At 68.6% G+C, this 21,267-nt stretch carries 18 protein-coding genes; 6 read left to right on the forward strand and 12 right to left on the reverse strand.

What is annotated here, in order from left to right; genetic code table 11:
- Positions 1-47 precede the first annotated feature (47 nt).
- Positions 48-359: a hypothetical protein gene (locus IEY88_RS44105; protein WP_229693200.1), complete on the reverse strand. Its 312-nt coding sequence runs from the start codon at positions 357-359 to the stop codon at positions 48-50.
- Positions 360-580: 221 nt separating this feature from the next.
- A complete protein-coding gene (locus IEY88_RS08990; RefSeq protein ID WP_189154138.1) occupies positions 581-1,276 on the reverse strand; it encodes a PP2C family protein-serine/threonine phosphatase in 696 nt (231 codons plus the stop codon).
- Positions 1,277-1,329: 53 nt separating this feature from the next.
- Here IEY88_RS08990 and IEY88_RS08995 point away from each other — a divergent pair, with 53 nt between their 5' ends.
- Entirely contained in the window at positions 1,330-2,712 is a 1,383-nt protein-coding gene (locus tag IEY88_RS08995; RefSeq protein ID WP_189154139.1) for an HsdM family class I SAM-dependent methyltransferase, read from the forward strand.
- A gap of 19 nt (positions 2,713-2,731) precedes the next feature.
- Complete coding sequence (locus tag IEY88_RS09000; RefSeq protein ID WP_189154140.1) at positions 2,732-3,679, forward strand: serine/threonine-protein kinase; 948 nt, start codon at positions 2,732-2,734, stop codon at positions 3,677-3,679.
- On the opposite strand, the gene IEY88_RS09005 is transcribed toward IEY88_RS09000, so the two are convergent.
- Complete coding sequence (locus IEY88_RS09005; protein ID WP_229693201.1) at positions 3,585-4,445, reverse strand: DNA-3-methyladenine glycosylase family protein; 861 nt, start codon at positions 4,443-4,445, stop codon at positions 3,585-3,587. The two genes, IEY88_RS09000 and IEY88_RS09005, sit on opposite strands and share 95 nt — an antisense overlap.
- Positions 4,446-4,586: 141 nt before the next feature.
- Positions 4,587-5,300, reverse strand: a complete 714-nt coding sequence (locus IEY88_RS09010) for a response regulator (RefSeq protein ID WP_189154142.1) — start codon at positions 5,298-5,300, stop codon at positions 4,587-4,589.
- A 204-nt stretch (positions 5,301-5,504) separates the two neighbouring features.
- On the opposite strand from IEY88_RS09010, the gene IEY88_RS09015 reads away from it, so the two are divergent.
- A complete protein-coding gene (locus IEY88_RS09015) occupies positions 5,505-7,913 on the forward strand; it encodes an ATP-binding protein (RefSeq protein WP_189154143.1) in 2,409 nt (802 codons plus the stop codon).
- Here IEY88_RS09015 and IEY88_RS09020 read toward each other — a convergent pair.
- The 3 genes from IEY88_RS09020 to IEY88_RS09030 form a co-directional block, all read right to left on the reverse strand.
- The gene (locus IEY88_RS09020; RefSeq protein ID WP_189154144.1) at positions 7,903-8,574 is read right to left on the reverse strand and encodes an HAD family hydrolase; all 672 of its coding nucleotides are present in this window, start codon (positions 8,572-8,574) and stop codon (positions 7,903-7,905) included. The two genes, IEY88_RS09015 and IEY88_RS09020, sit on opposite strands and share 11 nt — an antisense overlap.
- A complete protein-coding gene (ribB, locus tag IEY88_RS09025) occupies positions 8,571-9,227 on the reverse strand; it encodes a 3,4-dihydroxy-2-butanone-4-phosphate synthase (RefSeq protein WP_189154145.1) in 657 nt (218 codons plus the stop codon). The genes IEY88_RS09020 and ribB overlap by 4 nt, the downstream gene beginning before the upstream one ends.
- Positions 9,228-9,460: 233 nt before the next feature.
- Positions 9,461-10,291: a helix-turn-helix domain-containing protein gene (locus IEY88_RS09030; protein ID WP_189154146.1), complete on the reverse strand. Its 831-nt coding sequence runs from the start codon at positions 10,289-10,291 to the stop codon at positions 9,461-9,463.
- Positions 10,292-10,527: 236 nt separating this feature from the next.
- Here IEY88_RS09030 and IEY88_RS09035 point away from each other — a divergent pair, with 236 nt between their 5' ends.
- The gene (locus tag IEY88_RS09035; protein ID WP_189154147.1) at positions 10,528-12,153 is read left to right on the forward strand and encodes a glycosyl hydrolase family 18 protein; all 1,626 of its coding nucleotides are present in this window, start codon (positions 10,528-10,530) and stop codon (positions 12,151-12,153) included.
- Positions 12,154-12,215: 62 nt separating this feature from the next.
- Here IEY88_RS09035 and IEY88_RS09040 read toward each other — a convergent pair whose 3' ends face one another.
- The 5 genes from IEY88_RS09040 to recD2 all read right to left on the reverse strand — a co-directional run bounded on the left by IEY88_RS09040 (position 12,216) and on the right by recD2 (position 19,292).
- On the reverse strand, positions 12,216-13,280 hold the full coding sequence (locus tag IEY88_RS09040) for a serine hydrolase domain-containing protein (RefSeq protein WP_189154148.1): 1,065 nt from the start codon (positions 13,278-13,280) through the stop codon (positions 12,216-12,218).
- A gap of 2 nt (positions 13,281-13,282) precedes the next feature.
- Positions 13,283-14,374 (reverse strand): serine hydrolase domain-containing protein, encoded by a 1,092-nt coding sequence (locus tag IEY88_RS09045; RefSeq protein WP_229693202.1) that lies wholly within the window; start codon positions 14,372-14,374, stop codon positions 13,283-13,285.
- An 81-nt stretch (positions 14,375-14,455) separates the two neighbouring features.
- A complete protein-coding gene (locus tag IEY88_RS09050) occupies positions 14,456-15,538 on the reverse strand; it encodes a serine hydrolase domain-containing protein (RefSeq protein WP_189154150.1) in 1,083 nt (360 codons plus the stop codon).
- A 14-nt stretch (positions 15,539-15,552) separates the two neighbouring features.
- Positions 15,553-16,830 (reverse strand): M14 family zinc carboxypeptidase, encoded by a 1,278-nt coding sequence (locus IEY88_RS09055; RefSeq protein ID WP_189154151.1) that lies wholly within the window; start codon positions 16,828-16,830, stop codon positions 15,553-15,555.
- Positions 16,831-17,120: 290 nt separating this feature from the next.
- Positions 17,121-19,292: an SF1B family DNA helicase RecD2 gene (recD2, locus tag IEY88_RS09060; RefSeq protein ID WP_189154152.1), complete on the reverse strand. Its 2,172-nt coding sequence runs from the start codon at positions 19,290-19,292 to the stop codon at positions 17,121-17,123.
- Between the two features lie 84 nt (positions 19,293-19,376).
- Here recD2 and IEY88_RS09065 point away from each other — a divergent pair, with 84 nt between their 5' ends.
- A complete protein-coding gene (locus IEY88_RS09065) occupies positions 19,377-20,066 on the forward strand; it encodes a response regulator transcription factor (protein ID WP_189154153.1) in 690 nt (229 codons plus the stop codon).
- Positions 20,063-21,061, forward strand: coding sequence for a HAMP domain-containing sensor histidine kinase (locus tag IEY88_RS09070; RefSeq protein ID WP_189154154.1), 999 nt, complete (start codon positions 20,063-20,065; stop codon positions 21,059-21,061). The genes IEY88_RS09065 and IEY88_RS09070 overlap by 4 nt, the downstream gene beginning before the upstream one ends.
- Positions 21,062-21,267: the final 206 nt, after the last annotated feature.

Raw genomic sequence — 21,267 nt, forward strand, 5'->3', positions numbered from 1 at the left:
GAGCTGCGGCCCTCGGCGCGCTGCGCCGGGGGCCGTTTCCATTGCGGCTACAGGTAATCCCGCCAGAACGGCACGGTGGCCCGCGATGCCCGACGGTCGGGCCGGGGCTTCTCGAACTCCTGGTCGAGGTAGTCGGTCAGGTCGGCGCCGTAGGTGATGATGTCCGTCCCCCACACGGACAGCACCGGATGCCCGGAAGAGCCGCGCCCCGCGGGCAGGAACCGGTGCCCGTAGACCGGAACCAGCCGGGGCGCCTCCGTCAGTTCCCATCGAGCGACCGCCATCGCCACTTCGAGCACTTCCGGCCGCTCACCCCAGGCCGAATTCCAGTGCTCGCCGCTCTCGACCTCGCCCAGCACCCGCCGTCAACCTGCTCGTACGGACTGTTCACCGGCAGTCCCGCCGCGAGAAACGCCCGATGGTCGTCGGCGAACCTGAAATCGTGTTCGCCCTCGATGCGGTCGAACTCAGCGCCGGTCAGGCCCGGCGCGATCTCGCAGCAGTCGAGCTCGGCCAAGCGGCGCGCAGCCGCTGCCCCAGATCCCCAGCACGCGTCACATCGCGACCGCAGCGGGATTCCTCAGCGCTGCCACCACTTCTTCCGCACCACGTCGATGATCACGCACGTGATGTTGTCCGGCCCGCCGTTGCCGTTCGCCAGCGCCACCAGCTGCCACGCCGCCTCCGTACCGTCCTCAGTGGACAGCAGGATCTCGTGCACGTCGTCGAGGTCGGTGTAGTCGGTCAGGCCGTCGCTGCAGAGCAGGTACCGGTCCTCCACCTTCGCCTGGTGCCACGTGAGGTCCGGGTCGTGCGAGTTGCCGGACTGCAGGGCGCGCAGGACGTACGCGCGGCGCGGGTGGACGAGGGCCTCCTCCGGTGTCATGCGGCCGGCGTCGACCAGCGCCTGGACCATGGTGTGGTCGTGGGAGATCTGGCGGAGTTCGCCTTCCCTGAGCACGTACGCGCGGGAGTCGCCGATGTGCGCCAGCTGGAAGGCGAGGCCCTCCCAGCGGATGGCCGTCAGCGTCGTGCCGGCTCCCTGGGGTGTTTCGGCGTCGAGTCTGCGGGCGATCTCGGCGACCGCCGGGCCCAGGTCGCCCTCCCACCCCGCGAGGACGTTCACCGCGAGCGCGCTGGCCACTTCACCGTGCTCGTGGCCGCCCATGCCGTCCGCCACCGCCTGCAGGTCCGGACGGACGTAGACCGAGTCCTCGTTGTGCTCGCGAACGAGCCCAGGATCGGTCGCCACGGCGATGCGCAGCTCGTGTGTCATGTCTCCAGTAGATCAGTTGTGAAGTGAGTTCACAAGCAATACGGTTGTGAACCATGGATGAGACGGTCAACGCCGGTGACATCGCTCGCCTCGCCGACGTGGGGCGGGCTGCGGTGTCGAACTGGCGGCGGCGGTTCGAGGACTTCCCGGCGCCGGTCGGCGGGACGGCCTCCAGTCCGTTGTACCTGTTGCGCGACGTCGAGTCGTGGCTGAAGCGCAACGGGAAGCCGTTCCGGGTCTCGCCGGCCGAGCGGTTGTGGACCCAGCTGCGGACCCACGACGACCTGAAGCTCGGTGAGGCGCTGGCCGCGGTCGAGGCCGACGCGGCGACGTTCGAGTTCCTGCACGAGCGGTACCTCGAAGCCCACTCGCGGCTGTTGAACCCCACTCCCCCCGAGGTCATCGAGGTCGTCCTGGCCACGACGGACGGCAACACGGTGATCGACCCGGCGTGCGGCACGGGGAGCCTGCTCAAGGCTTCGAGGGCGTGGAACAAGATCGGGCAGGAGGTCGACCCGGTGTCGGCGGTCATCGCGCGGCGCCGGATGCCCGCCGCGCAGATCTTCACCGGCGACTCGTTGCGGCACAACGGGGTCCAGGAGAAGGCCGACGCGGTGGTGTGCGACCCGCCGTGGCACGACCGGGCGTGGGGGCACGAGGAACTGCTCGGCGACGCCCGGTGGACCTACGGGCTTCCCCCGCGCGGTGAACCCGAACTGGCGTGGTTGCAGCACTGCCTGTCGCTTGCGAAGCCAGGCGGTCTCGTGGCGGTGCTGCTGCCGTCCACGGCCGCGTCGAGGAGGCCGGGCAAGCGGATCCGCGGCAACCTCCTGCGCGCCGGGGCGGTGCGCGCGGTGATGACCGTGCAACCGGGCCGCGACCTGTGGCTGCTGCGCAACCCGGTCGGCCGCGCACCCGAGCACATCGCGCTCCTGCAGGCCCCCGGACCGCTCGACCCGAACACGCGCGTCATCGACCTGCTGGACGACGACGTCGACCTCAGCCCGTCGCGCCACAGCGGTGCCGACGCGTCCGCCTACCTCGCGGCACAGCCGACGTTCGTCCTGCCCCCGTTGCCTGAGCTGCGGGAACAGGCCGCTCCCCCGATGACCACGATCGGCGAACTGATCCGCGCGGCACCGGGCGACCACGTCGTCACGTCCCCCACCGGCACGACGTATGAGATCGATCCGCGCAAGGTCGACCCCGACTTCCTCGAAGGCGTGCTGCGCGCCGCGATGGCCAGGAACCCGACCGGCTCGACCCGGCTCGACGTGCGCCGGACGCAGGTGCCGTCGTTGCCGCTGGCCGCACAACAGCGCTACGGCAGGGCGTTCGCACAGCTCAAGGCCCTGGAAGCGAGCCTCGAGGAGGCCTCGGGGCTGGTCCGCCTCGGCTACCAGGGACTCCTGAGCGGGCAGATCGAACCGGCGTGACGGCGGTTAGGCTTCCGAGGTGCTGATCGCCGACCGCTACGAGATCGACGACCTGCCGCTGGGGCGGGGCGGCATGGGTGCCGTGCACAAGGGGCGGGACCTGCGCCTGGATCGCCGTGTCGCGGTCAAGCTGCTGCGCCTGCCCGGCAGCGATGACGAGGTGGCGCAACGGTTCGCGCGCGAGGCGCGGATCGTCGCCAGGCTCGAGCACCCCGGAGTGCCCGTCCTGTACGACTACGGGACGTTCGAGCAGCGCCTCTTCCAGGTCATGCAGTTCGTCGACGGCGTCACGATCGACGAGCTGGTCGGCGAGTTCGGCCCGCTGCCGGAAGCGTGGGCCGCGAACATCGCCGCGCAGACGGCGGCGGTCCTGGCCGCGGCGCACGAGGAAGGCATCTGCCACCGGGACCTCAAGCCCACCAACCTGATGCTGTGCCCGGACGGCGCGGTGAAGGTGCTCGACTTCGGCCTCGCGCTGCTCAAGGAGAGCGACGTCGCGCCGTTCAGCCGGGCGGGCCAGATCCTCGGCACGCCCAGTTACATGGCCCCGGAACAGATCCAGCGCGGCACCGCCGAACCCCGCAGCGACCTGTACGCGCTGGGCTGCGTGCTGCACGAGATGCTGACGGGCGCACAACTCTTCACCGGCCCGACGGCCTACGCGGTGTTCGACAAGCACGTCAAGGAGGCGCCGCGACCGGTCCCGGGCGCGCTCGACCCGTTGGTGCAACGGTTGCTGGCCAAGGACCCCGGCGGACGCCCGGCGACGGCGCTGGAGGTTTTCGAGTCCCTCCAAGGAAGTGCGCAGGATCCACCGGCGCTGCCCGGTTTCGTGCGGGACGGCTCCACCGCGATGTACTCGAGCGTGCAGGTCAGGCCGGGATTCGGTTCACCTCGTGATCACCGGTCGCCCACAGGTGCTGCACCGCGTACGCCCGCCACGGCCGCCACGCCTCCGCACGCCTGACGAGCGCCGCCGGCGTCGACGGCAGGCCCAGGGCCTCTGCGGCCAGACGGATCCCGAGATCGGTCGGCAGGAACGCGTCGTCGTCGCCCAGAGCACGCATCAGGATCGACTCGACAGTCCAGGGCCCGAAACCCGGCAACGACATGAGCCCTTCGCGCGCGACGGCCCGGTCCGCTCCAGGTGACAGGTCCAAACCGGACTCCAGGGCGCCGAGCAACGCGGCCATCGTGCGACGCCGGGACTCCGGCATCGCCAACTCGCCCACGTCGAACGACAGCGGGAACAAGAACAGGTCGCCCACCGGCGTACCGTGAGCCGCCACGAGACGTGCGGCATGCGTGCGCGCGGCCTTCGTGGACACCTGCTGACCCAGCACGGCCCGAATGGCGAACTCAGCGCCGTCGACCGTGCGCGGCACACGGCGCCCAGGCGCAGCCGAAACCAACGGCGCCAAAAGGGGATCCGCGGACAACGCCGCGTCCACCACGGACGGATCGGCGTCGAGGTCGAGCAGAAACCGGCAAAGGTCTAGAGCACTGACCAAATCGCGAGCATCGGACAGTTCCAGCGTGCAGGAGATGTGATCTGTGAACGGCCGCAGAGACGCGATGCCGAAACCGCAAGGAAGTCGCAAGGTTCGCCGGTAGACACCGTCCCGCCACTCCTCCACTCCGGGCACGGCGGTGGCGATGAGGTGGCCGAACAGGTTGTCGGGACACAGCGGTGCTTGAAAGGGCAAGCGTTCCGAGAACGTGTTCAGCTCCATACCCGCCAGCATGCCGCCATTCCAACCGAGACGCTGGCGGGAAACCGACCATCATTCCGGACGGGGCCAACCGGGTGACCTGCTTCGCGGCGCGAAAATCCGTGGCTAGGCTGACCGTCGCGCCGTTGCGAAGATGTCAGTTCAGCAGGGAAGGGCGGCGTCGCGTGCGATGAGAGCGGCCTGGACGCGGTTGTCGCACCGGAGTTTCGTCAGCAGTCGGCTGACGTGGGCCTTGATAGCCCCTTCTGAGAGGTACATGAGCCGTGCGATCCGTGCATTCGCCATGCCCTGCGCCAAGTACACCAACACTTCCTGCTCACGTCGCGTGAGCAGGCTGATGCGGCTGCGCGCGGCGTCACGACGTTCTGAGTCGGCGCCGGTGAAGTGGTCGATCAACGCACGCGTCGCGGACGGCGAGAGGATCGCCTCTCCGGCGGCGACGGCACGCACGGCCTTCACGAGCGCGTCGGGATCGCCGCTCTTGAACAGGAACCCGGCCGCGCCCGCCCGCAGCGCGGGGAAGAGCAGCTCCTCGGTCTGCGGGGTGCACAGCATGATCACTTGCGTGCCCGGCACGTGCCTGCGCACCATCCGGACCGCCGCGAGCTCTTCCATGCCGGGCATGGACGCGTCCATCAGCAGGACCTGCGGCCGCTGGCGCCGCGCGAGTTCGAGCGCCCCGCTGCCGTCGCCGGCCTCGCCGACGACCACGACGTTGCCGGAACGTTCCAGCACACCGCGGACTCCCGTGCGGATCAGGACCTCGTCGTCGGCGATGCCGACGGTGATCGTGCGGGGCTTGTCCACCAGTTGCAGACCTGCGCTCGCCCACGAGGTGCTCGTCGTCAACGTCATGCGCACTCCCTGTCAGACCGGACCAGTCACCAGTTTGTTCCCGAACGAGGACTACCGGAAGGCAGGCATAACGAGCAGGTTGCGAACCGTCTCGCGCACACGGAGCCGTAACGGGTTGCACATCCAGGGTCACCACCCACCACCTGCGAGAACGCCGCACCGAGACAGGAACAGCCTGCCGTTACGGCTTGAGGAGAAGGACTCATGACAAGCAACGGGCGTTGCGCGCTGTGCGACGGCACGATGCCTCCCGCCACCTCCGAGCAACGCAGGTCCTACTGCTCCAACGCGTGCCGCCAACGGGCCTATCGCCGCCGGGTCACGGTGTCCGTCACAGCCCCTGCCACCAGGCAGAACGTGCGGGTGCTCTCGAACCTGCCCGCCGCGCGCGACACGTTCGTCGGGCGGCAGCAGGAGCTGTCGAAGATCGACCAGCTGCTGCGCCGGCATCGTCTCGTTACGCTCGTCGGCGGTGCGGGTGCGGGCAAGACGAGGCTCGCGCTGGAGGCCGCCGGTCGCTTGCGACGCGGGCGGACCGACCGGGTCCTGCTCGTCGCGCTGGGCGAGATCACCGCTTCCCGAGACGTCGTACCGGCCCTCGCCGATGCGCTCGGAGTGACTGCGGTGACCGACGAACCGTTGCGCGACACCGTGGTCGAGACGCTCGTGAACATGAAAGTGGTCGTGGTCCTCGACAACTGCGAGCACCTCCTCGACACGTGCGCCGAACTCACCGACACGCTCCTCAACCGCTGCCCCGGCATCCGGGTGCTCGCGACGTCACGCGAGGCCCTGTGGATCACCGGCGAGGTCAGCTTCCACGTCGAGGGATTGCCCGTGCCCTCAACGGATCGGGACCTGGTGACGACGGCGGCACCACGGTCCGAGGCCGTGAAGCTGTTCGTGGACAGGGCTCGCGAGCGCAAGCCCGACTTCCGGCTGACCCTCGACAACACCGCCGCCGTCGCGCTGCTGTGCGCACGGCTGGAGGGCATGCCGCTCGCCATCGAGCTCGCGGCGCGCTGGGTCCAGTTGCTGCCGGTCGCGGACATCTGTGACCGCATGGACGAACCGCTGGAACTGCTGACGCTGGGCTGCCGCAAGTCGCCGTCGCGGCAGAGTTCGTTGCGCGAGGCCATCGACTGGAGCTACCAGCTGCTGCAGCCCGACGAGCAGTTCGCGTTGCGGCGGCTGTCCGTCTTCGACGGCGGTTTCGACCTGACTGCGGCCAACGAGGTCTGCTCGTCGGAACGCTCGGCCGAGCCGGTGCTGGACGTGCTGTCGCGGCTGCAGGCGAAGTCGTTGCTGGCGGCCATCCCCGGCACGACCCGGTTCCGGCAGCTGGAGACGATCCGGCTGCACGCCAGGGAGAAGCTGCTCGCGGCCGGTGAGCTGGACGTCGCCTACGAGGCGCTGGCCCGCTGGTTCACAGACCTGTCGGACGTGCTGCTCACCGCGCCGCTGTCGATGTCCGCGGACGTGCAGCACAGGCTCGACAACCACGTCGACAGCCTGCTCGGCACGGTCGAGTGGGCGGCGGACCGAGGCGACGAACGCCTGCTGCTGCTCACTTCGGCACTGGCCGACTGCGCCGCTCGAAGTGGCCGGTTCGGGCAGGCGCGGGTGATGCTGCGGGACGCGCTGCGCCGGCCGTCCACCCGCGACGACTACCGCTGCGTGGCCCTGAACCACGCCGCCCGGTTCGCCGCCGAGCAGGGCGACCACGACGAGGCCCTGGAGCTGTCGAGCGAAGCGTCGCGGCTGGTCAGGAGCATCGGCCAGCCCGCGTTGGTGATGAGCAGCCGCAGCACGCTCGCGGCCGTTCAGCAGTCGTCCGGCGAGTGGGAGGCGTCGGACGTGAGCAACACCGAGTGCCTGCGCGTCGCGGAGTTGCTGGGCGAGCCTCTCGCCCGTGCGACGGCGTTGGTCGATCTGGCACGCACGGAGCTTTCACTGGGCAAGCACGAACGCGCCGAGAAGAACGTCATGTCCGCGTTGCCCATCTCACGCGCGTCAGGCGTCCCCGCGCGCATCGCCTCCGCACTGAACACACGCGGCGCCGTCGCGTTGGTCCAGGGCGACCTCGACGAGTCCACGCACGCCTTCCAGGAGGCGCTGCGCATGGACGGCCTCAACCCGTTGACGGCCCCCGACGCGTTGGAAGGCCTCGCCGTGGTCGCGTTGACGCGCGGACAGGCCGAGCGCGCGCTACGGCTGGAAGCGACCGGACGAGCCATGCGCCGGTCTGTCGGCGTGGTGCCGAACCCGTTCTGGGCGGAGAAGGTCGCTGGGGCCATGCGCACCGCACGGCTGATGCTCTCCGTCGCGCGCGCAGAGGCGGCCTCCACGCCGTTGACCGCTGCGGAGACCGAAGCGTTCATCCAGGACGAGCTGTGGCTCGACCGCACGGAGGCCGCGTTCGACTCGCTCGACGACCACGAACGGCGCGTGATCGCACTCCTCACGACGGGCCTGACGAACCAGCAGATCGCCAACCGCCTGAACGTCTCCGTGCGCACGGTGGCCTCGCGACTGCTGCGGCTGCGGGACAAGCTGGGCGTGCGGAGCCGCGAGGACATCGCCGCGTGGGGCGCGGAACGGGCTATCGGCTGAGGGCGTAGATGTCGACCCACAGCCGGCAGATCTCCTTGGCGGCGATCCGTGCGTCGGACGCCGTGCACGCCGCCAGCCGGAGCACCTCGGTGTCACGGGCCGTGGTGGCGTTGGGGATCGCGAGCACGGTCATGCCGGCCGCGCGCGCCGAGCGGATGCCCGAGGCCGAGTCCTCGATCACGAGGCAGTTCTCGGGCTCGAGCCCGAGCTTGCGCGCGGCGAGCAGGTACGGGTCGGGCGCGGGCTTGCCGTGCGCGACGTCGTCCCCGGTCACGATCGCCTCGACGTGCCGCCGCAACCCGGACGCCGACGCCGCGGCACGCACGTACCGTCGCGGCGACGCCGACACCAGCCCGACCGGCCCGAGTTCCGCCGCCAGGGCAACGAGTTCCGCCGCGCCGGGCATCATCCCGAAGGCGCCGCGCGAGATCGCGTCCACCATGCCGTCCACGCACTCGGACGACGCGCGCTCGGGCGTGAGGCCCTGGCACCGTTCAGCGAGATAGGCGCTCCGGGTCGACGTGCCCCGCATCGCGACCCAGTCGGCGGGCGTCCAGCGGTAGTCGTGGCGGGCGGCGACGGCACCGATCACCTGGTTCCACGTCCCGGCGCTGTCGACGAGGGTCTCGTCGAGGTCGAAGATGGTCGCCAGCAGCGTCACCGCGCCACCACGCTCTCCGGCACGAACGCCGCGATCTGCTCGATCGACACGAGCTTGAGCCCGTGTTCATCCGCGAACATCCTGAGCAACGGGAACTTCGCGACACCCCCGTCCTCGTCGCACACCTCGCTGATCACGGCGACCGGAGCCTCCCCCGCGAGCCGCATCAACTCAACTGCGGCCTCGGTGTGCCCACGCCGTTCGGCAAGACCGCCCGCCCTCGCGCGCAAGGGGAACACGTGCCCAGGCCGACGCACGTCCTGAGGCGTGCTCACGGGGTCGGCGAGCACACGGAGCGTGCGTGCGCGATCGGCGGCGGAGATGCCGGACCCGATGCCGTGCGTGCTGTCGACCGACACCGTGTACGCCGTGCCAGCGGGGTCTTCGTTGTCCTGGACCATCAGCGGCAGCCGCATCCGGTCGGCGACCTCCGCGCTCAGCGGCGCGCAGATCAGACCGCTCGTGTGCCGGACGTAGAACGCGAGCGCCTCCGGGGTCGCGTGCCCGGCGGCCATGACCAGGTCGCCCTCGTTCTCACGGTCTTCGTCGTCGACCACGATCACGGGCCGGCCGGCGCGCAGGTCGGCCAGCGCGGCGTGGATCGAGTCGAGGCCGGGTGTTCGTTTTGCCTGTTCAGGAACGCTGAAGGTCACTCGGCCATCGTCGGCGCGGGGTGGGTGGGGGTGCGCGGCGGACTAGGTGTTTTGACCCGAACGTGCGAACTTGCCAACGGTCTCAGGCCGCAGGCACGCGGACCACGATGAGGGGAGAGCGGACGGCGAAAATTGTCAGACCTGGCTGGGATAATTGAATCAGGGGACCCCTGGAGGGGGACCCCTGCGCGAGCGTGGCGAAGCAGCTGTCGCCCCGCATCCGGACCGATTCCTCAGGCGGCGAGCTTGGCGATCAGCGTTCGGGAGTCGTCCTCGTCGAAGGCCTTCCGGTCGAGGTTCTTGACGATGTCCTCGTAGTCCCTGATGGAGTCCTTGCGCTCGACGACGAGGATCGAGTTCTCCGCCTCAAGGAAGATCACAGGCTCGATCCGGTCGAACTTCAGGAGGTCGAAGCTGCCCGACATCCCTGCGTGCGCGCCGGCGGAGAAGGGCACGATCCGCAGGTGGATGTACGGACGCACAGACATCTGCAACAGGTGGTGCAGCTGCGCGCGCATCAGCTCTTCGCCGCCCACCTGCGTCCACAGCACCTGCTCATGGATGTAGAACGTGCAGTCGAGCCGCTGCCGGAGCACTTCCTGCATCCTGACGCGGCCGGCGACACGGTCCTCGATCTCGTCGGCAGGCAGGCTGACCGACTCGCGGCAGAGCGCCCGGAGGTAGTCGGGCAGCTGAAGCAGACCGGGGATCACCAGCGGCTGCCAGACCAGGAACTCCTTGGCCTTCCACAGATGCTCCAGGAAGGTCCGCATCCGGAAGGTCTGCTGGTCGGCGAAGTGCTGCCACCAGATCCTCACGTCGGTCTCGCGGAAGAGGCGCAGCAGGTGGTCACGCTCTTCTGGAGCGATTCGGCAGAAGCTGAGCAGGATCGCCAGGTCCACCTCTGAGCTGCCGCCTTTGCCGTGCAGCAAGTCCGACAGCTTGCCCGGGTCCCAGTCGATCTTTTCGCAGATGAGGCGCGCGGACATGCCCGTGGCGGACAGCGCGGCACGGACCGCGTCGCCGAACTCGCGCCCACGCGCCGTGGAGAAACGCTTTGGCATGGAACGAAGTTAGGGCCGACCGTCCTCTTTGTGCAGTCATCCGAGCCGAACTCAACCCGAAGGGCTGTCGTATCGGAACCCCTCCAATGGTTAACCAACTAGACCGGAACTGGACGACGCGACCTCACTAAACCGTTTTCGAACTGCTCCATTCGAGTGACGGCAGAGGTCTAGACCTTGACCTTCGAGTGGTCTGGACCACATCGTTCCGGTACCCCCTGCGACTGAGGAGACCGATGTCCAAGTTCCGATGGCATCTAGCTGCTCTCTTCGCGGCAGTCGCCGCGATGGTCCTCGGAATCGTCGTCGTGCCCGCTGCCAGCGGCGCCGGTGGCGTTTCCGCCACGTTCTCCAAGGGTTCGGACTGGGGAACGGGCTTCGAGGGCAAGTACACGATCAAGAACAACAGCACGGCGGCCCTGTCGTCGTGGACCGTCGAGTTCACCCTGCCGGCGAACCACAAGGTCACTTCGCTCTGGGACGGCTCGTACACCACGAGCGGCCAGACCGTCACGGTCAAGAACACCTGGAACGGCAGCATCGGTGTCGGCGGGTCGGTGAGCTTCGGCTTCAACGGCTCGTACTCCGGCACGTTCGGTGCGCCGACCAACTGCAAGCTCAACGGTGGCTCGTGTGACGCCGGCGGGACCAACCCGACGACGACCACCACGACGTCGACCACGACTACCACCACCACGACCACCACTACGACGACCACGACCGGTGGTCCGCAGCCCGGTGGCAAGATCAACCTCGGCTACTTCACCGAGTGGGGTACCTACCCCGCGCGGAACTACCTGCCGAAGAACATCGACACGTCCGGTACGGCTGCCAACATCACGCACATCAACTACTCGTTCGGCAACGTGGTCGGTGGCAAGTGCGTGATCGGTGAGTCGTTCCCGGCGATCGAGAAGTCCTACACGGCCGGCGAGTCGGTCGACGGTGTGGCGGACGTCTGGGACGCACCGGTGCGCGGTGCCTTCAACCAGCTGATGAAGCTGAAGAAGAAGTACCCGCACATCAAGATCCTGTACTCCTTCGGTGGCTGGACCTGGTCCGGCGGCTTCGGTGCCGCGGCGGCCTCCGACCCGGCGCGCAAGGCTTTCGCGGAGTCCTGCTACAACCTGCTCGAGGACCCGCGTTGGGCGAGCCTGTTCGACGGCATCGACATCGACTGGGAGTACCCGAACGCCTGTGGCCTGAGCTGCGACTCGAGCGGTTTCGACGCCTACCGGCTGCTGATGCAGGAGCTGCGCAACCGCTTCGGCCAGAACTACCTGGTCACCTCGGCGATCACGGCTGACGGCACCCCCGGCGGCAAGATCGACGCCGCTGACTACGCCGGTGCCGCGCAGTACCAGAACTGGTACAACGTCATGACGTACGACTACTTCGGTTCCTGGGCGGCGCAGGGCCCCACGGCTCCGCACTCCCCGCTGACGTCCTACAACGGCATCCCGACCGCCGGCTTCTACTCCGACGCGGCGATCCAGAAGCTGAAGAGCAAGGGCGTTCCGTCCAACAAGCTCCTGCTCGGCATCGGCTTCTACGGCCGCGGCTGGTCCGGCGTGACGCAGGACGCCCCTGGTGGCACGGCGACCGGCCCCGCGCCGGGCATCGAGCCGGGCAACCAGAACTACAACGTGCTCAAGACGCAGTGTCCGGCCACGGGCACGGTCGCGGGTACGGCCTACGCCAAGTGTGGTGACCAGTGGTGGAGCTACGACACCCCGTCCACCATCAACGGCAAGATGGGTTACGCGAAGAACCAGGGTCTCGGTGGCGCCTTCTTCTGGGAGATGTCCGGAGACACCTCGAACGGTGAGCTCGTCAAAGCGATGAAGAGCGGTCTCAACTAGTTCTTCTAAACGCCGGGAGGGGAGCTGGGTCAACCCAGCTCCCCTTTTGTTTGTCAGGAACGTCAGCAGAACACGTGGTCGAGCAGCTTGCGATAGCCATCGCCGGGGCTCGCGCCGTCGGCCGCCTCGGTGAGCGACAGTTCGAGGCGCTTGCCTTCCGGCGTGCCGACCATCATCGTCCCGTAGCCGTGGATCTGGCCGTCGTGGCCGTAGACCTTCGTACCGCAGGGCAACGACGCGACCGCGAGGCCCAGACCGTAGTCCGGGCTCACCGTTGTCGTCTTCGTGAGTTCCCTCTGCTGCAAGGGTTTGAGCAGCTTTCCGGCCAGCAGTGCCGTCAGGAACGTGTCCAGGTCGCGGGTCGTCGAGATCATCTCTCCCGCCGCCCAGCCCCACGACGGGTTGAGCCGCGTGACGTCCACGGGCTTGCCGGAGGCGTCGGGGAAGTAGCCGTGCGCGTGCGGGCCGGGCACCTCCACCGAGTTCCTGGGCAGCACGGTGTCCTTGAGCCGCAACGGCTTCAGGATCCGCTGCTCGACCGCCTGCTGGAACGGCCTGCCGGTGATCTCCTCGACCAGCAGACCCGCCACGACGTAGTTCGTGTTGGAGTAGTTCCAACTCGTGCCGGGCTCGAAGTCCAGTGGCTTGCTCGTGGAGATCGCGAGCAGCTCCTGGGGCTTCCACGTCCTGAAGCGGATCGACGGGAACCCTGCCGGGTCGAGCGGCATCGAGTCCGTGTAGTTGTGGAGGCCGCTGGTGTGCTGCAACAACTGCCGGACGGTGATGCGGCCGTCGACCAGGCCGGGCAGGTAGCGGACGACCGGCGCGTCCAGGCCGAGCTTCCCCTCCCCCGCGAGCTGCAGGACCACGGTCGACACCAACGGCTTGGTGACGCTGCCGATGCGGAAGGTTCCGTTGTGCGGCACGGGTTTGCGGGAACCCTGCTCGGCGACACCGGAGCGGACGGTGTCACGCCCGTTGATCCGCGCCTGGATGCCCAGTGCGCCACCGGATGCCGTGAGCTGGTCGATGATCTCCTGCACGGCACCCTGCCGGGCCGGTGCCGCCGAAGCGACACCGACCGTGGCGAGCAGGGTGGCCGCGGTGAGTGCGGCTACCAGTCTCATGATCAGCAGAAGACCTCGGTGAGGATCTTGTTGAAGGCATCGCCGGGGTCGCCCTCGGTGGGGCCGCTGGTGGCGTTCATCTCGAAGCGCTTCTTGCTGTCCGGCGTGCTCAGCAGCTGCGACGAGTATCCGGGGATGCCCCCGCCGTGACCCCACACCTTCGTGCCGCACGGCAGGGTCTCGACCTGCAGGCCGAGGCCGTACTGGGGGCTGACGGCCGTGGTCTTGCCGATCTCCTGCTGCTGCGCGGGCTTGAGCAGCTTGCCGCTCGACAACGCGGTGACGAACGTGTCGAGGTCGCGCGTCGTGGAGATCATCTCGCCGGCGGCCCAGGCGACCGACGGGTTCAGACGGGTGATCTCGGACGGCTTGCCCGCCACGGTCCAGTAGGCGCGGGCGTGCGGGCCGCTGATGGCGACCTTGTTGCCGGGCACCTCGGTGTCCTTGAGGCGCAACGGCTTCAGGATCCGCTGTTCGACGGCCTTCTCGTACGGCCTGCCGGTGAGCTTCTCGATCAGCAGGCCGGCGACGACGTAGTTGGTGTTGGAGTAGTTCCACTTCGTGCCGGGTTCGAAGTCGAGCGGCTTGGACGTGGAGAGCGCGAGCAGCTCCTGCGGCGACCAGTTCTTGTAGCGGATCTTCTCGAACTCGTCGGGGCTGAGCGGCAACGCGTCGGTGTAGTTGAAGAGTCCGCTCGTGTGCTGCAGGACCTGGCGGACGGTGATGCGGCTGTCGACCAGACCCGGCAGGTACCGGACGACCGGCGCGTCCAGGTCGACCTTTCCCTCACCCGCGAGCTGCAGCAGCACCGTCGACACGAACGTCTTGGTGATGCTGCCGACGCGGAACCTGCCGTTCTCCGGCACGGGCCTGGTGGTGTTCAGCTCGGCCGTGCCGGAGGTGGCGGTGAAGCGCTGCCGCCCGTCCGTGATCCTGGCCTGCACGCCCAGGGCGGCCCCGCTCTGCGTGACCTGGTCGAGAGCCTGCTGGATGACTTTGCGGTCGACGGACGACGTGTCCGCCGACGCGACTCCCACGGTGGTCAGGGCCAGCAGGCTCGTCGCGGTGACTGTGGCTACCAATCGAATCCCCATGCTCACACTCTGTCGAGGCTGGGCGTCACCGCGCATCCACCTTCAGTCGTACGGAGTCCCTAGGGGTTTTGCTGAGAGTCGTCAGCAGAAGATCTCGTTGATCAGCTTGAGGTAGGCCTGCGACGGGTCGCCCGTGCCGATGCCGGCGCTGACGCTGAACTCCACGCGGCGCTTCAGGTCGGGCGTCGAGTAGGCGTAGCTCACGTAGCCCGGCACACCGCCGGGGTGGCCGATGATCATCGTGCCGCACGGGGCCTTCTCCACGAAGACGCCGAGCCCGTAGTCGGTGCTCACCGCGGTCGTCCTGGTCAGTTCGGCCTGTTGGGCGGGCTCGAGCAGCTTGCCGGTGAGCAGTGCGGCGTAGAAGGTGTCGAGGTCCCTGGTGGTCGTGATGACGTCGCCGACGGCCCAGAACACGGACGGGTTCCAGCGCGTGGTGTCGACCGGCTGCCCGTTCACGATCCCGTACGAGTGGGCGTGCGGGCCGCGGATCTCCGGGTCGTCGCCTGGGAACGTGGTCTCGTTGAGGTGCAAAGGCTTCAACACTCGTTGCGAGGCGGCCTTCTCGTACTCCTCGCCCGTGACCTTCTCGATCAGCAGGCCGAGGATGACGTAGTTGGTGTTGTTGTACTCCCACGCGGTGCCGGGCTCGAACTGGAGCGGCTGGCTCGTGGAGATCGCGACCAGCTCCTCCGGCCGCCACTGCCTGAACCTGATCGGCTCGAAGCCCTGCGGGTCGAACGGGAGAGCGTTCGTGTAGTTGAAGAGCCCGCTGGTCATCTGGAGCAGCTGGCGGACGGTGATGCGCTGGTCGATCAGGCCCGGCAGGTAGCGCTCCACCGGGGCGTCCAGCTCGACCCTTCCCTCACCGGCGAGCTGCAGCACGACGGTCGAGGTGAAGGTCTTCGTGATGCTGCCCGCGCGGAACCGGCCGTTGAGCGGGACCGGGCGCGGGGAGTTCCTCTCGGCGGTGCCGGACCGCGCGGTGAAGCGGGTCCGGCCGTCCGTCACGCGGATCTGGGTGCCCTGGGCGACCCCGATCGCGACGATCTCGTCGATGCCCTCCTGGACGATCCGGCGGTCGACACCGGTGTTGTCGGCGACCGCGGTTCCGGTGAAGAGCAGGCTGAATGCGGCTGTGGTGGCGAGTAAGCGTGTCCCCATGCCCCCACAACGCCTCAGTAGGGGCGTTTTGCTGCCTTCATGGCCGAAACCAGCATGGGACGCACTTTCGGCCAATGCGCGTCTTCCTGGCACGAGAACGGCGGCAGGAAGCCACCGCACCTGCCCGAGTCCGTGCCGATCTCCCAGACGAAGCTCGGCACGCCCAGGTCGTCGTACACCCAGTCGTCGGTGGCGCCGGACGCGTTGTAGAGCACCTCGCCGGGCTGGCCGGCGGTGTACCCGGACAGCGCGGCCATGTCGTTCGCCATCTTGCGCAGGGCCGCGTCGTTGCCGGTCTTCTGCGTGCTCCAGCCCCACGGGAAGAGCACGTAGTCGCCGTAGCTGTGCATGGAGACCACGGCGCCGGTCGTGTCGGCTGAGGCGGCCGCGGTGTCGCCGGGCGCGCGGGTGTCGCGGTAGAGCTTGCGCCACAACGACTCCAGGGCCTGGACCTCCACCTCGGAGTCGGCGCGCGGGCCGCGGTAGGTCTCGCTGCACTTGCTCGTGGACGAGCCGACCTCGCCCCAGTGCGAGCCCGCGTTGCGGTTGAGGTCGACGCCGCGTGAGCCGGACGTGCAGGTGCCGTTGGCGTTCTTGCGTTGCAGCACGGGCGAGTCGCCGCCGGACTCGACGATCTCGACGCCGTCCGGGTTGGCGATCGGGACGACCCAGACCTCCACGTCGGCGAGCATCGCGGTGAGGTCGGACCCGACCAGGTCGTCGATGAAGCGCCACGCCATGTCGCCGGTGGTGATCTCACGGGCGTGCAGCTGACCCATCACGAACAGGCGGGGCTTCGGTGCGGTCGGCGTCAAAGCGCAGTCACCTGGGCCTTTCCGCGTGACGCAGAGGGCTTTCAGGTCGTAGCCGCCATTGCCCTGGGTCTTGCGCCAGGAGTCGCCGTAGTCGACGACGGTCGCGAGGCCGGGGTGCGCTTTCGCCACTTCGTCGAGGTGGGCGAGGTGCGCGGTGATGGTCCGGTAGCCGCCGTAGTAGGTCGCGTCACCGATAGAACGCGGCGCCCACGGTGCCGGGGGCATCGTCTTCTCGACCGTGGCCGGATACCCGTCGGTGCGGAGCTTCCCCGCGGTCTTCGGGTCGCCGACGACGAACAGGTCGTCGCCGTCACGCTGTTCCAGCACGTCGTAGCCGAGGCCCAGCAACCGTTGCGCGGACTCCCCCTTCGGAGCGGGCACGCGCAGCACGTATGTCGCTTGTGGACCCTCCGCAGGTGCGGGCGCGGGACTGAGGAGGAGGGCTAGACAGGCGAGCAGGGCGACGGCGGTCCGCATGATCAACGATGATGGTCCGTTCGGCCGATCAACGCCACTCGGTTCGACCGACCGGATGACTACCGTCCGGTTCTTGAGACGCCGAAAGGGTCCACTTGGCGCGTTGTGACGAAAATCAATAACATCCCGCCTGGCATCTCAGCAGTCGTCGTCCAGAAGCGGGAGCGCAAGCCATGGACCACCTTTACAACGACGGTGTCTCCGAGATCTCGTTCCCGTGGCGCGGCTCCCTGACAGACGACGACGAAGGGCTGGAGCCCGTCATCGTGCGCAGCATGGACTGACGAAACTCAGAGCGTCTGCGCGGTTCTCAGGCGGTGGGCCAGCGCCGTGTGGCGGCGGCCCGCCCCGACCGTGCGCACGGCCTGGCCGATGGCGCGTTTGCTGCCCACGAGCACCACGAGTTTCTTCGCTCGCGTGACGGCGGTGTAGAGCAGGTTTCGTTGCAGCATCATCCACGCGCTGGTCGTGATCGGGATGACCACGCACGGGTACTCGCTGCCCTGGGAGCGGTGGATGGTCATGGCGTAGGCGTGGCTGAGTTCGTCCAGCTCGGAGAACTCGTAGTCGACTTCCTCGTCCTCGTCGGTGCGGATCGTCAGCTTCTGCTCGACGGTGTCGAGGCCGATCACCACGCCGAGGGTGCCGTTGAAGACGCCGTTCTTGCCCTTGTCGTAGTTGTTGCGGATCTGGGTGACCTTGTCGCCGAGCTTGAACACCCTGCCGCCGAAGCGCTTCTCGGGCAGGTTGTCCCTGGACGGCGTCAGCGCCTCCTGCAGCACGGTGTTGAGCGCGCCGGCGCCGGCCGGGCCGCGGTGCATCGGGGCGAGGACCTGGATGTCCTTGCGCGGGTCGAGGCGGAACTTGCGCGGGATGCGGTTCGCGACGACGTCGACGGTCAGCGTGGCCGCGTCCTCGGCCTCGTCGGCGCTGAAGAGGAAGAAGTCGGGCATCCCCTGGACGATCGGGTAGTCGCCGCTGTTGATGCGGTGGGCGTTCGTGACGACGCCGGACTCCTGGGCCTGGCGGAAGATGTGGGTCAGGCGGACGTTCGGGATCGGGCTGCCCTGCGCCAGCACGTCCCTGAGCACCTCCCCCGCGCCGACGGACGGCAGCTGGTCGACGTCGCCGACGAGCAGCAGGTGGGCACCGGGCGGGACGGCCTTCACGAGTTTGTTGGCCAGCAACAGGTCCAGCATCGAGGCCTCGTCGACGACCACGAGGTCGGCGTCGAGCGGGTGGTCGCGGTCGTACGCCGCGTCGCCGCCGGGCTTGAGCTCCAGCAGGCGGTGGACGGTGCGGGCCTCGTGCCCGGTCAGCTCGGTGAGGCGCTTCGCGGCACGTCCGGTGGGGGCGGCCAGCACGATCTTGGCGCCCTTCGCCTGGGCCAGCCTGACGATCGAGCGGACCGTGAAGCTCTTGCCGCAGCCGGGGCCACCGGTCAGGACGGCTACCTTCTGCGTCAGAGCGAGTTTGACCGCCGCGGCCTGGTGTTCTTCGAGGTCGGTGCCGAGCCAGGCCAGAGCTTTGTCCCAGTTGACGGTCGCGAAGCTCGGCATGCGGTCGTGTTCGCTGTGCAGCAGGCGTTTGAGCTGCGCGGCCATCGAGATCTCCGCGCGGTGGAACGGGACCAGGTAGACGGCGATCTCGTCGTCCGGGAGCTCCTCGCGGACCACGCCCTCCTCCTCGACCAGCTCCGCGAGGCAGTCGATGACGAGGCCCGTGTCGACCTGGAGGATCTTGATGGCATCCGCGATGAGGGCCTGTTCCGGCAGGTAGCAGTTGCCGTCGGTGGTGGCCTCGGAGAGCGTGAACTGCAGGCCGGCCTTCACGCGTTGCGGGCTGTCGTGCGGGATGCCGACGGCCTTCGCGATCACGTCGGCGGTCTTGAAGCCGATCCCCCACACGTCACTGGCCAGGCGGTACGGCTCGTCCCTGACGACGTCGATGGACTTGTCCCCGTACTGCTTGTAGACGCGGACGGCGAGGCTCGTGGAGACGCCGACGCCCTGCAGGAAGACCATGACCTCCTTGATGGCCTTCTGCTCCTCCCACGCGTCCGCGATGAGCTTGGTGCGCTTCGGACCGAGCTTCGGGACTTCGATCAGGCGTTCCGGCTCGTTCTCGATGACGTCGAGTGCCGCGACCCCGAAGTGGGTGACGATCTTGTCCGCGAGCACCGGGCCGATGCCCTTGATCAGGCCGGAGCCGAGGTAGCGGCGGATGCCCTGGATCGTCGCGGGCAGGATCGTCGTGTAGTCGTCGACGTGGAACTGCTTGCCGTACTGCGGGTGCGAGCCCCACGTGCCGCGCATGCGGATCGACTCGCCCGGCTGCGCGCCGAGCAGAGCGCCGACGACCGTGACCAGGTCTCCTCGGCCGGTGTCGACCTTGGCGACGGTGTAGCCGTTGTCCTCGTTGGCGTACGTGATCCTCTCCAGGACCGCTTCGAGGACGTTCATGGCACGAACCTACCTCGCGGGTCTGCACACGATCTTCACAACTTGTCCCGGCGTCCTCCACGACATACCCATAAAGTCGCCGGCATGACAGGTCAGCGCAGGGTGCTCGTCGTGGAGGACGACATCACGATCGCCGAGTCCGTGGCCGCGCGGCTGCGGGCGGAGGGCTTCGAGGTGGCCGTGGCCCACGACGGGCCGTCCGGGGTGGCGTTCGCCGCCTCGTTCCTCCCTGACCTGGTGGTTCTGGACGTGATGCTGCCGGGGTTCGACGGGCTCGAGGTGTGCCGGCGGATCCAGGCGTCCCGGTCGGTGCCGGTGCTGATGCTGACCGCGCGGGGGGACGAGACCGATCTGCTGGTCGGGCTCGCCGTGGGGGCGGACGACTACCTGACGAAGCCGTTCTCGATGCGCGAGCTGGCGGCACGGGTGCACGTGCTGCTGCGGCGGGTGTCACGGGCGGTGGCGTCGCATTCGATGGAACTCGGCGACCTGCTGATCGACCTGGCCTCGCGCCGGGTGTCGCGGTCGGGCGTCGAGGCCCACCTGACGCCGACCGAGTACGACCTGCTGGTGTTCCTGGCCGAGCGGCCGTCGGCCGTGCAGGCGCGCGAGCGGCTGCTGGCGGAGGCGTGCGGGTGGCACGAGGGGGCGTCGTCGCGGACGGTCGACAGCCACGTGAAGGCGCTGCGGCGCAAGCTCGGGGCCGACCTGATCCGGACCGTGCACGGGGTGGGGTACGCGCTGGAGGTACCCGCCCGGAAGGTGTCGCCGTGAAGCGGCTGCTGGACCTTCTCGACCTGTTGCCGCGTCCGCTGGACTCGGTGCGGTCGATCAAGCTCAAGCTCGGCATCGTGATCGTGGTGTCCGGGTGTGTGTCGTTCGCCTACTTCCGCTACGTGACCGGATGGTTGCCGCCTCGGACGACTTTGATCGCGCTGGTGCTGGGACTGCTGACCTCGCAACTGCTCGCGCACGGCATGACCTCGCCGTTGCGGGAGATGACCTCGGCCGCCCGGTCGATGGCGTCCGGGGACTACTCGCGCTCGGTCCGGGCGACGTCCTCGGACGAGGTCGGACAGCTCGCCGAGGCGTTCACGGTGATGGCCGCCGACCTCGCGGCTGCCGACCAGCAGCGGCGTGAGCTGATCGCGAACGTGTCGCACGAGCTGCGGACGCCGATCTCGGCGTTGCAGGCCGTGCTGGAGAACGTGGTCGACGGGGTGGCCGTGGCTGACGCTGCCACCATGAAGACCGCGCTGGCGCAGACCGAACGGCTGGGACGGCTGGTCACCGAACTGCTGGACCTGTCGAAGATCGACGCCGGGGTGCTGTCGCTGAACCGGGAGACGTTGTCGGTGTCGTCCCTGGTCGCCGACGTGGTGGCGGAGGCGGCGGTGGCGGCACCCGCAGCCTCGTTCTCGATCGACGTCGCCGGCGATCTGACTGTTCTCGCTGATGGGGAGCGGTTGCACCAGGTGCTGGTGAACCTGGTGGACAACGCTGCCCGGCACGGACCCACCGGGGGGTTGGTGTCCGTGGCCGGGTACGCGTCGGCTTCGGCCGTGGTGCTGGAGGTCCGGGACGAGGGGCCGGGGATCGCTCCGGCCGACCGCTCGCGGATCTTCGAGAGGTTCACCCGAGGGGAGAGGGCGGGTGGTGGCGGGACCGGGCTCGGTCTCGCCATCGCCCGCTGGGTGGTGGACCTGCACGGCGGGACGATCGCCGTGGTGGACCCCGGGTCTTGCATCCGGGTGACTTTGCCTCGCTGAACTGGGCTTTTGGCCCTTCTTGCCTGACTCTTGTCCGCACCGCTTCGCCGGTGTGGCGGTGAAGCACGCCCTGTTCGGGGCTTGGGAGAGACATGACTGACGACAAGGCCGCTCGGCGGCCGAAGTACCGGAACCTGCGGAAGACCGGGTATCGGCCGGTGGCCGGGAAGCCGGAGGGGGCCGAGGGGGTGCCGGAGCCTGGGAAG

The sequence above is a fragment of the Lentzea pudingi genome (assembly GCF_014646255.1).
Classification (GTDB): Bacteria; Actinomycetota; Actinomycetes; order Mycobacteriales; family Pseudonocardiaceae; genus Lentzea; species Lentzea pudingi.

Coding starts and splice junctions, on each gene's coding strand:
- IEY88_RS09065 (WP_189154153.1), top strand. CDS start 19,377: ATGACAGGTCAGCGCAGGGTGCTCGTCGTGGAGGACGACATCACGATC.
- IEY88_RS09010 (WP_189154142.1), bottom strand. CDS start 5,300: ATGACGTTGACGACGAGCACCTCGTGGGCGAGCGCAGGTCTGCAACTG.
- IEY88_RS09045 (WP_229693202.1), bottom strand. CDS start 14,374: ATGGGGATTCGATTGGTAGCCACAGTCACCGCGACGAGCCTGCTGGCC.
- IEY88_RS09035 (WP_189154147.1), top strand. CDS start 10,528: ATGTCCAAGTTCCGATGGCATCTAGCTGCTCTCTTCGCGGCAGTCGCC.
- IEY88_RS09055 (WP_189154151.1), bottom strand. CDS start 16,830: ATGCGGACCGCCGTCGCCCTGCTCGCCTGTCTAGCCCTCCTCCTCAGT.
- IEY88_RS09050 (WP_189154150.1), bottom strand. CDS start 15,538: ATGGGGACACGCTTACTCGCCACCACAGCCGCATTCAGCCTGCTCTTC.
- IEY88_RS08995 (WP_189154139.1), top strand. CDS start 1,330: ATGGATGAGACGGTCAACGCCGGTGACATCGCTCGCCTCGCCGACGTG.
- IEY88_RS09040 (WP_189154148.1), bottom strand. CDS start 13,280: ATGAGACTGGTAGCCGCACTCACCGCGGCCACCCTGCTCGCCACGGTC.
- recD2 (WP_189154152.1), bottom strand. CDS start 19,292: ATGAACGTCCTCGAAGCGGTCCTGGAGAGGATCACGTACGCCAACGAG.
- IEY88_RS09005 (WP_229693201.1), bottom strand. CDS start 4,445: ATGGAGCTGAACACGTTCTCGGAACGCTTGCCCTTTCAAGCACCGCTG.
- IEY88_RS09015 (WP_189154143.1), top strand. CDS start 5,505: ATGACAAGCAACGGGCGTTGCGCGCTGTGCGACGGCACGATGCCTCCC.
- IEY88_RS08990 (WP_189154138.1), bottom strand. CDS start 1,276: ATGACACACGAGCTGCGCATCGCCGTGGCGACCGATCCTGGGCTCGTT.
- IEY88_RS09030 (WP_189154146.1), bottom strand. CDS start 10,291: ATGCCAAAGCGTTTCTCCACGGCGCGTGGGCGCGAGTTCGGCGACGCG.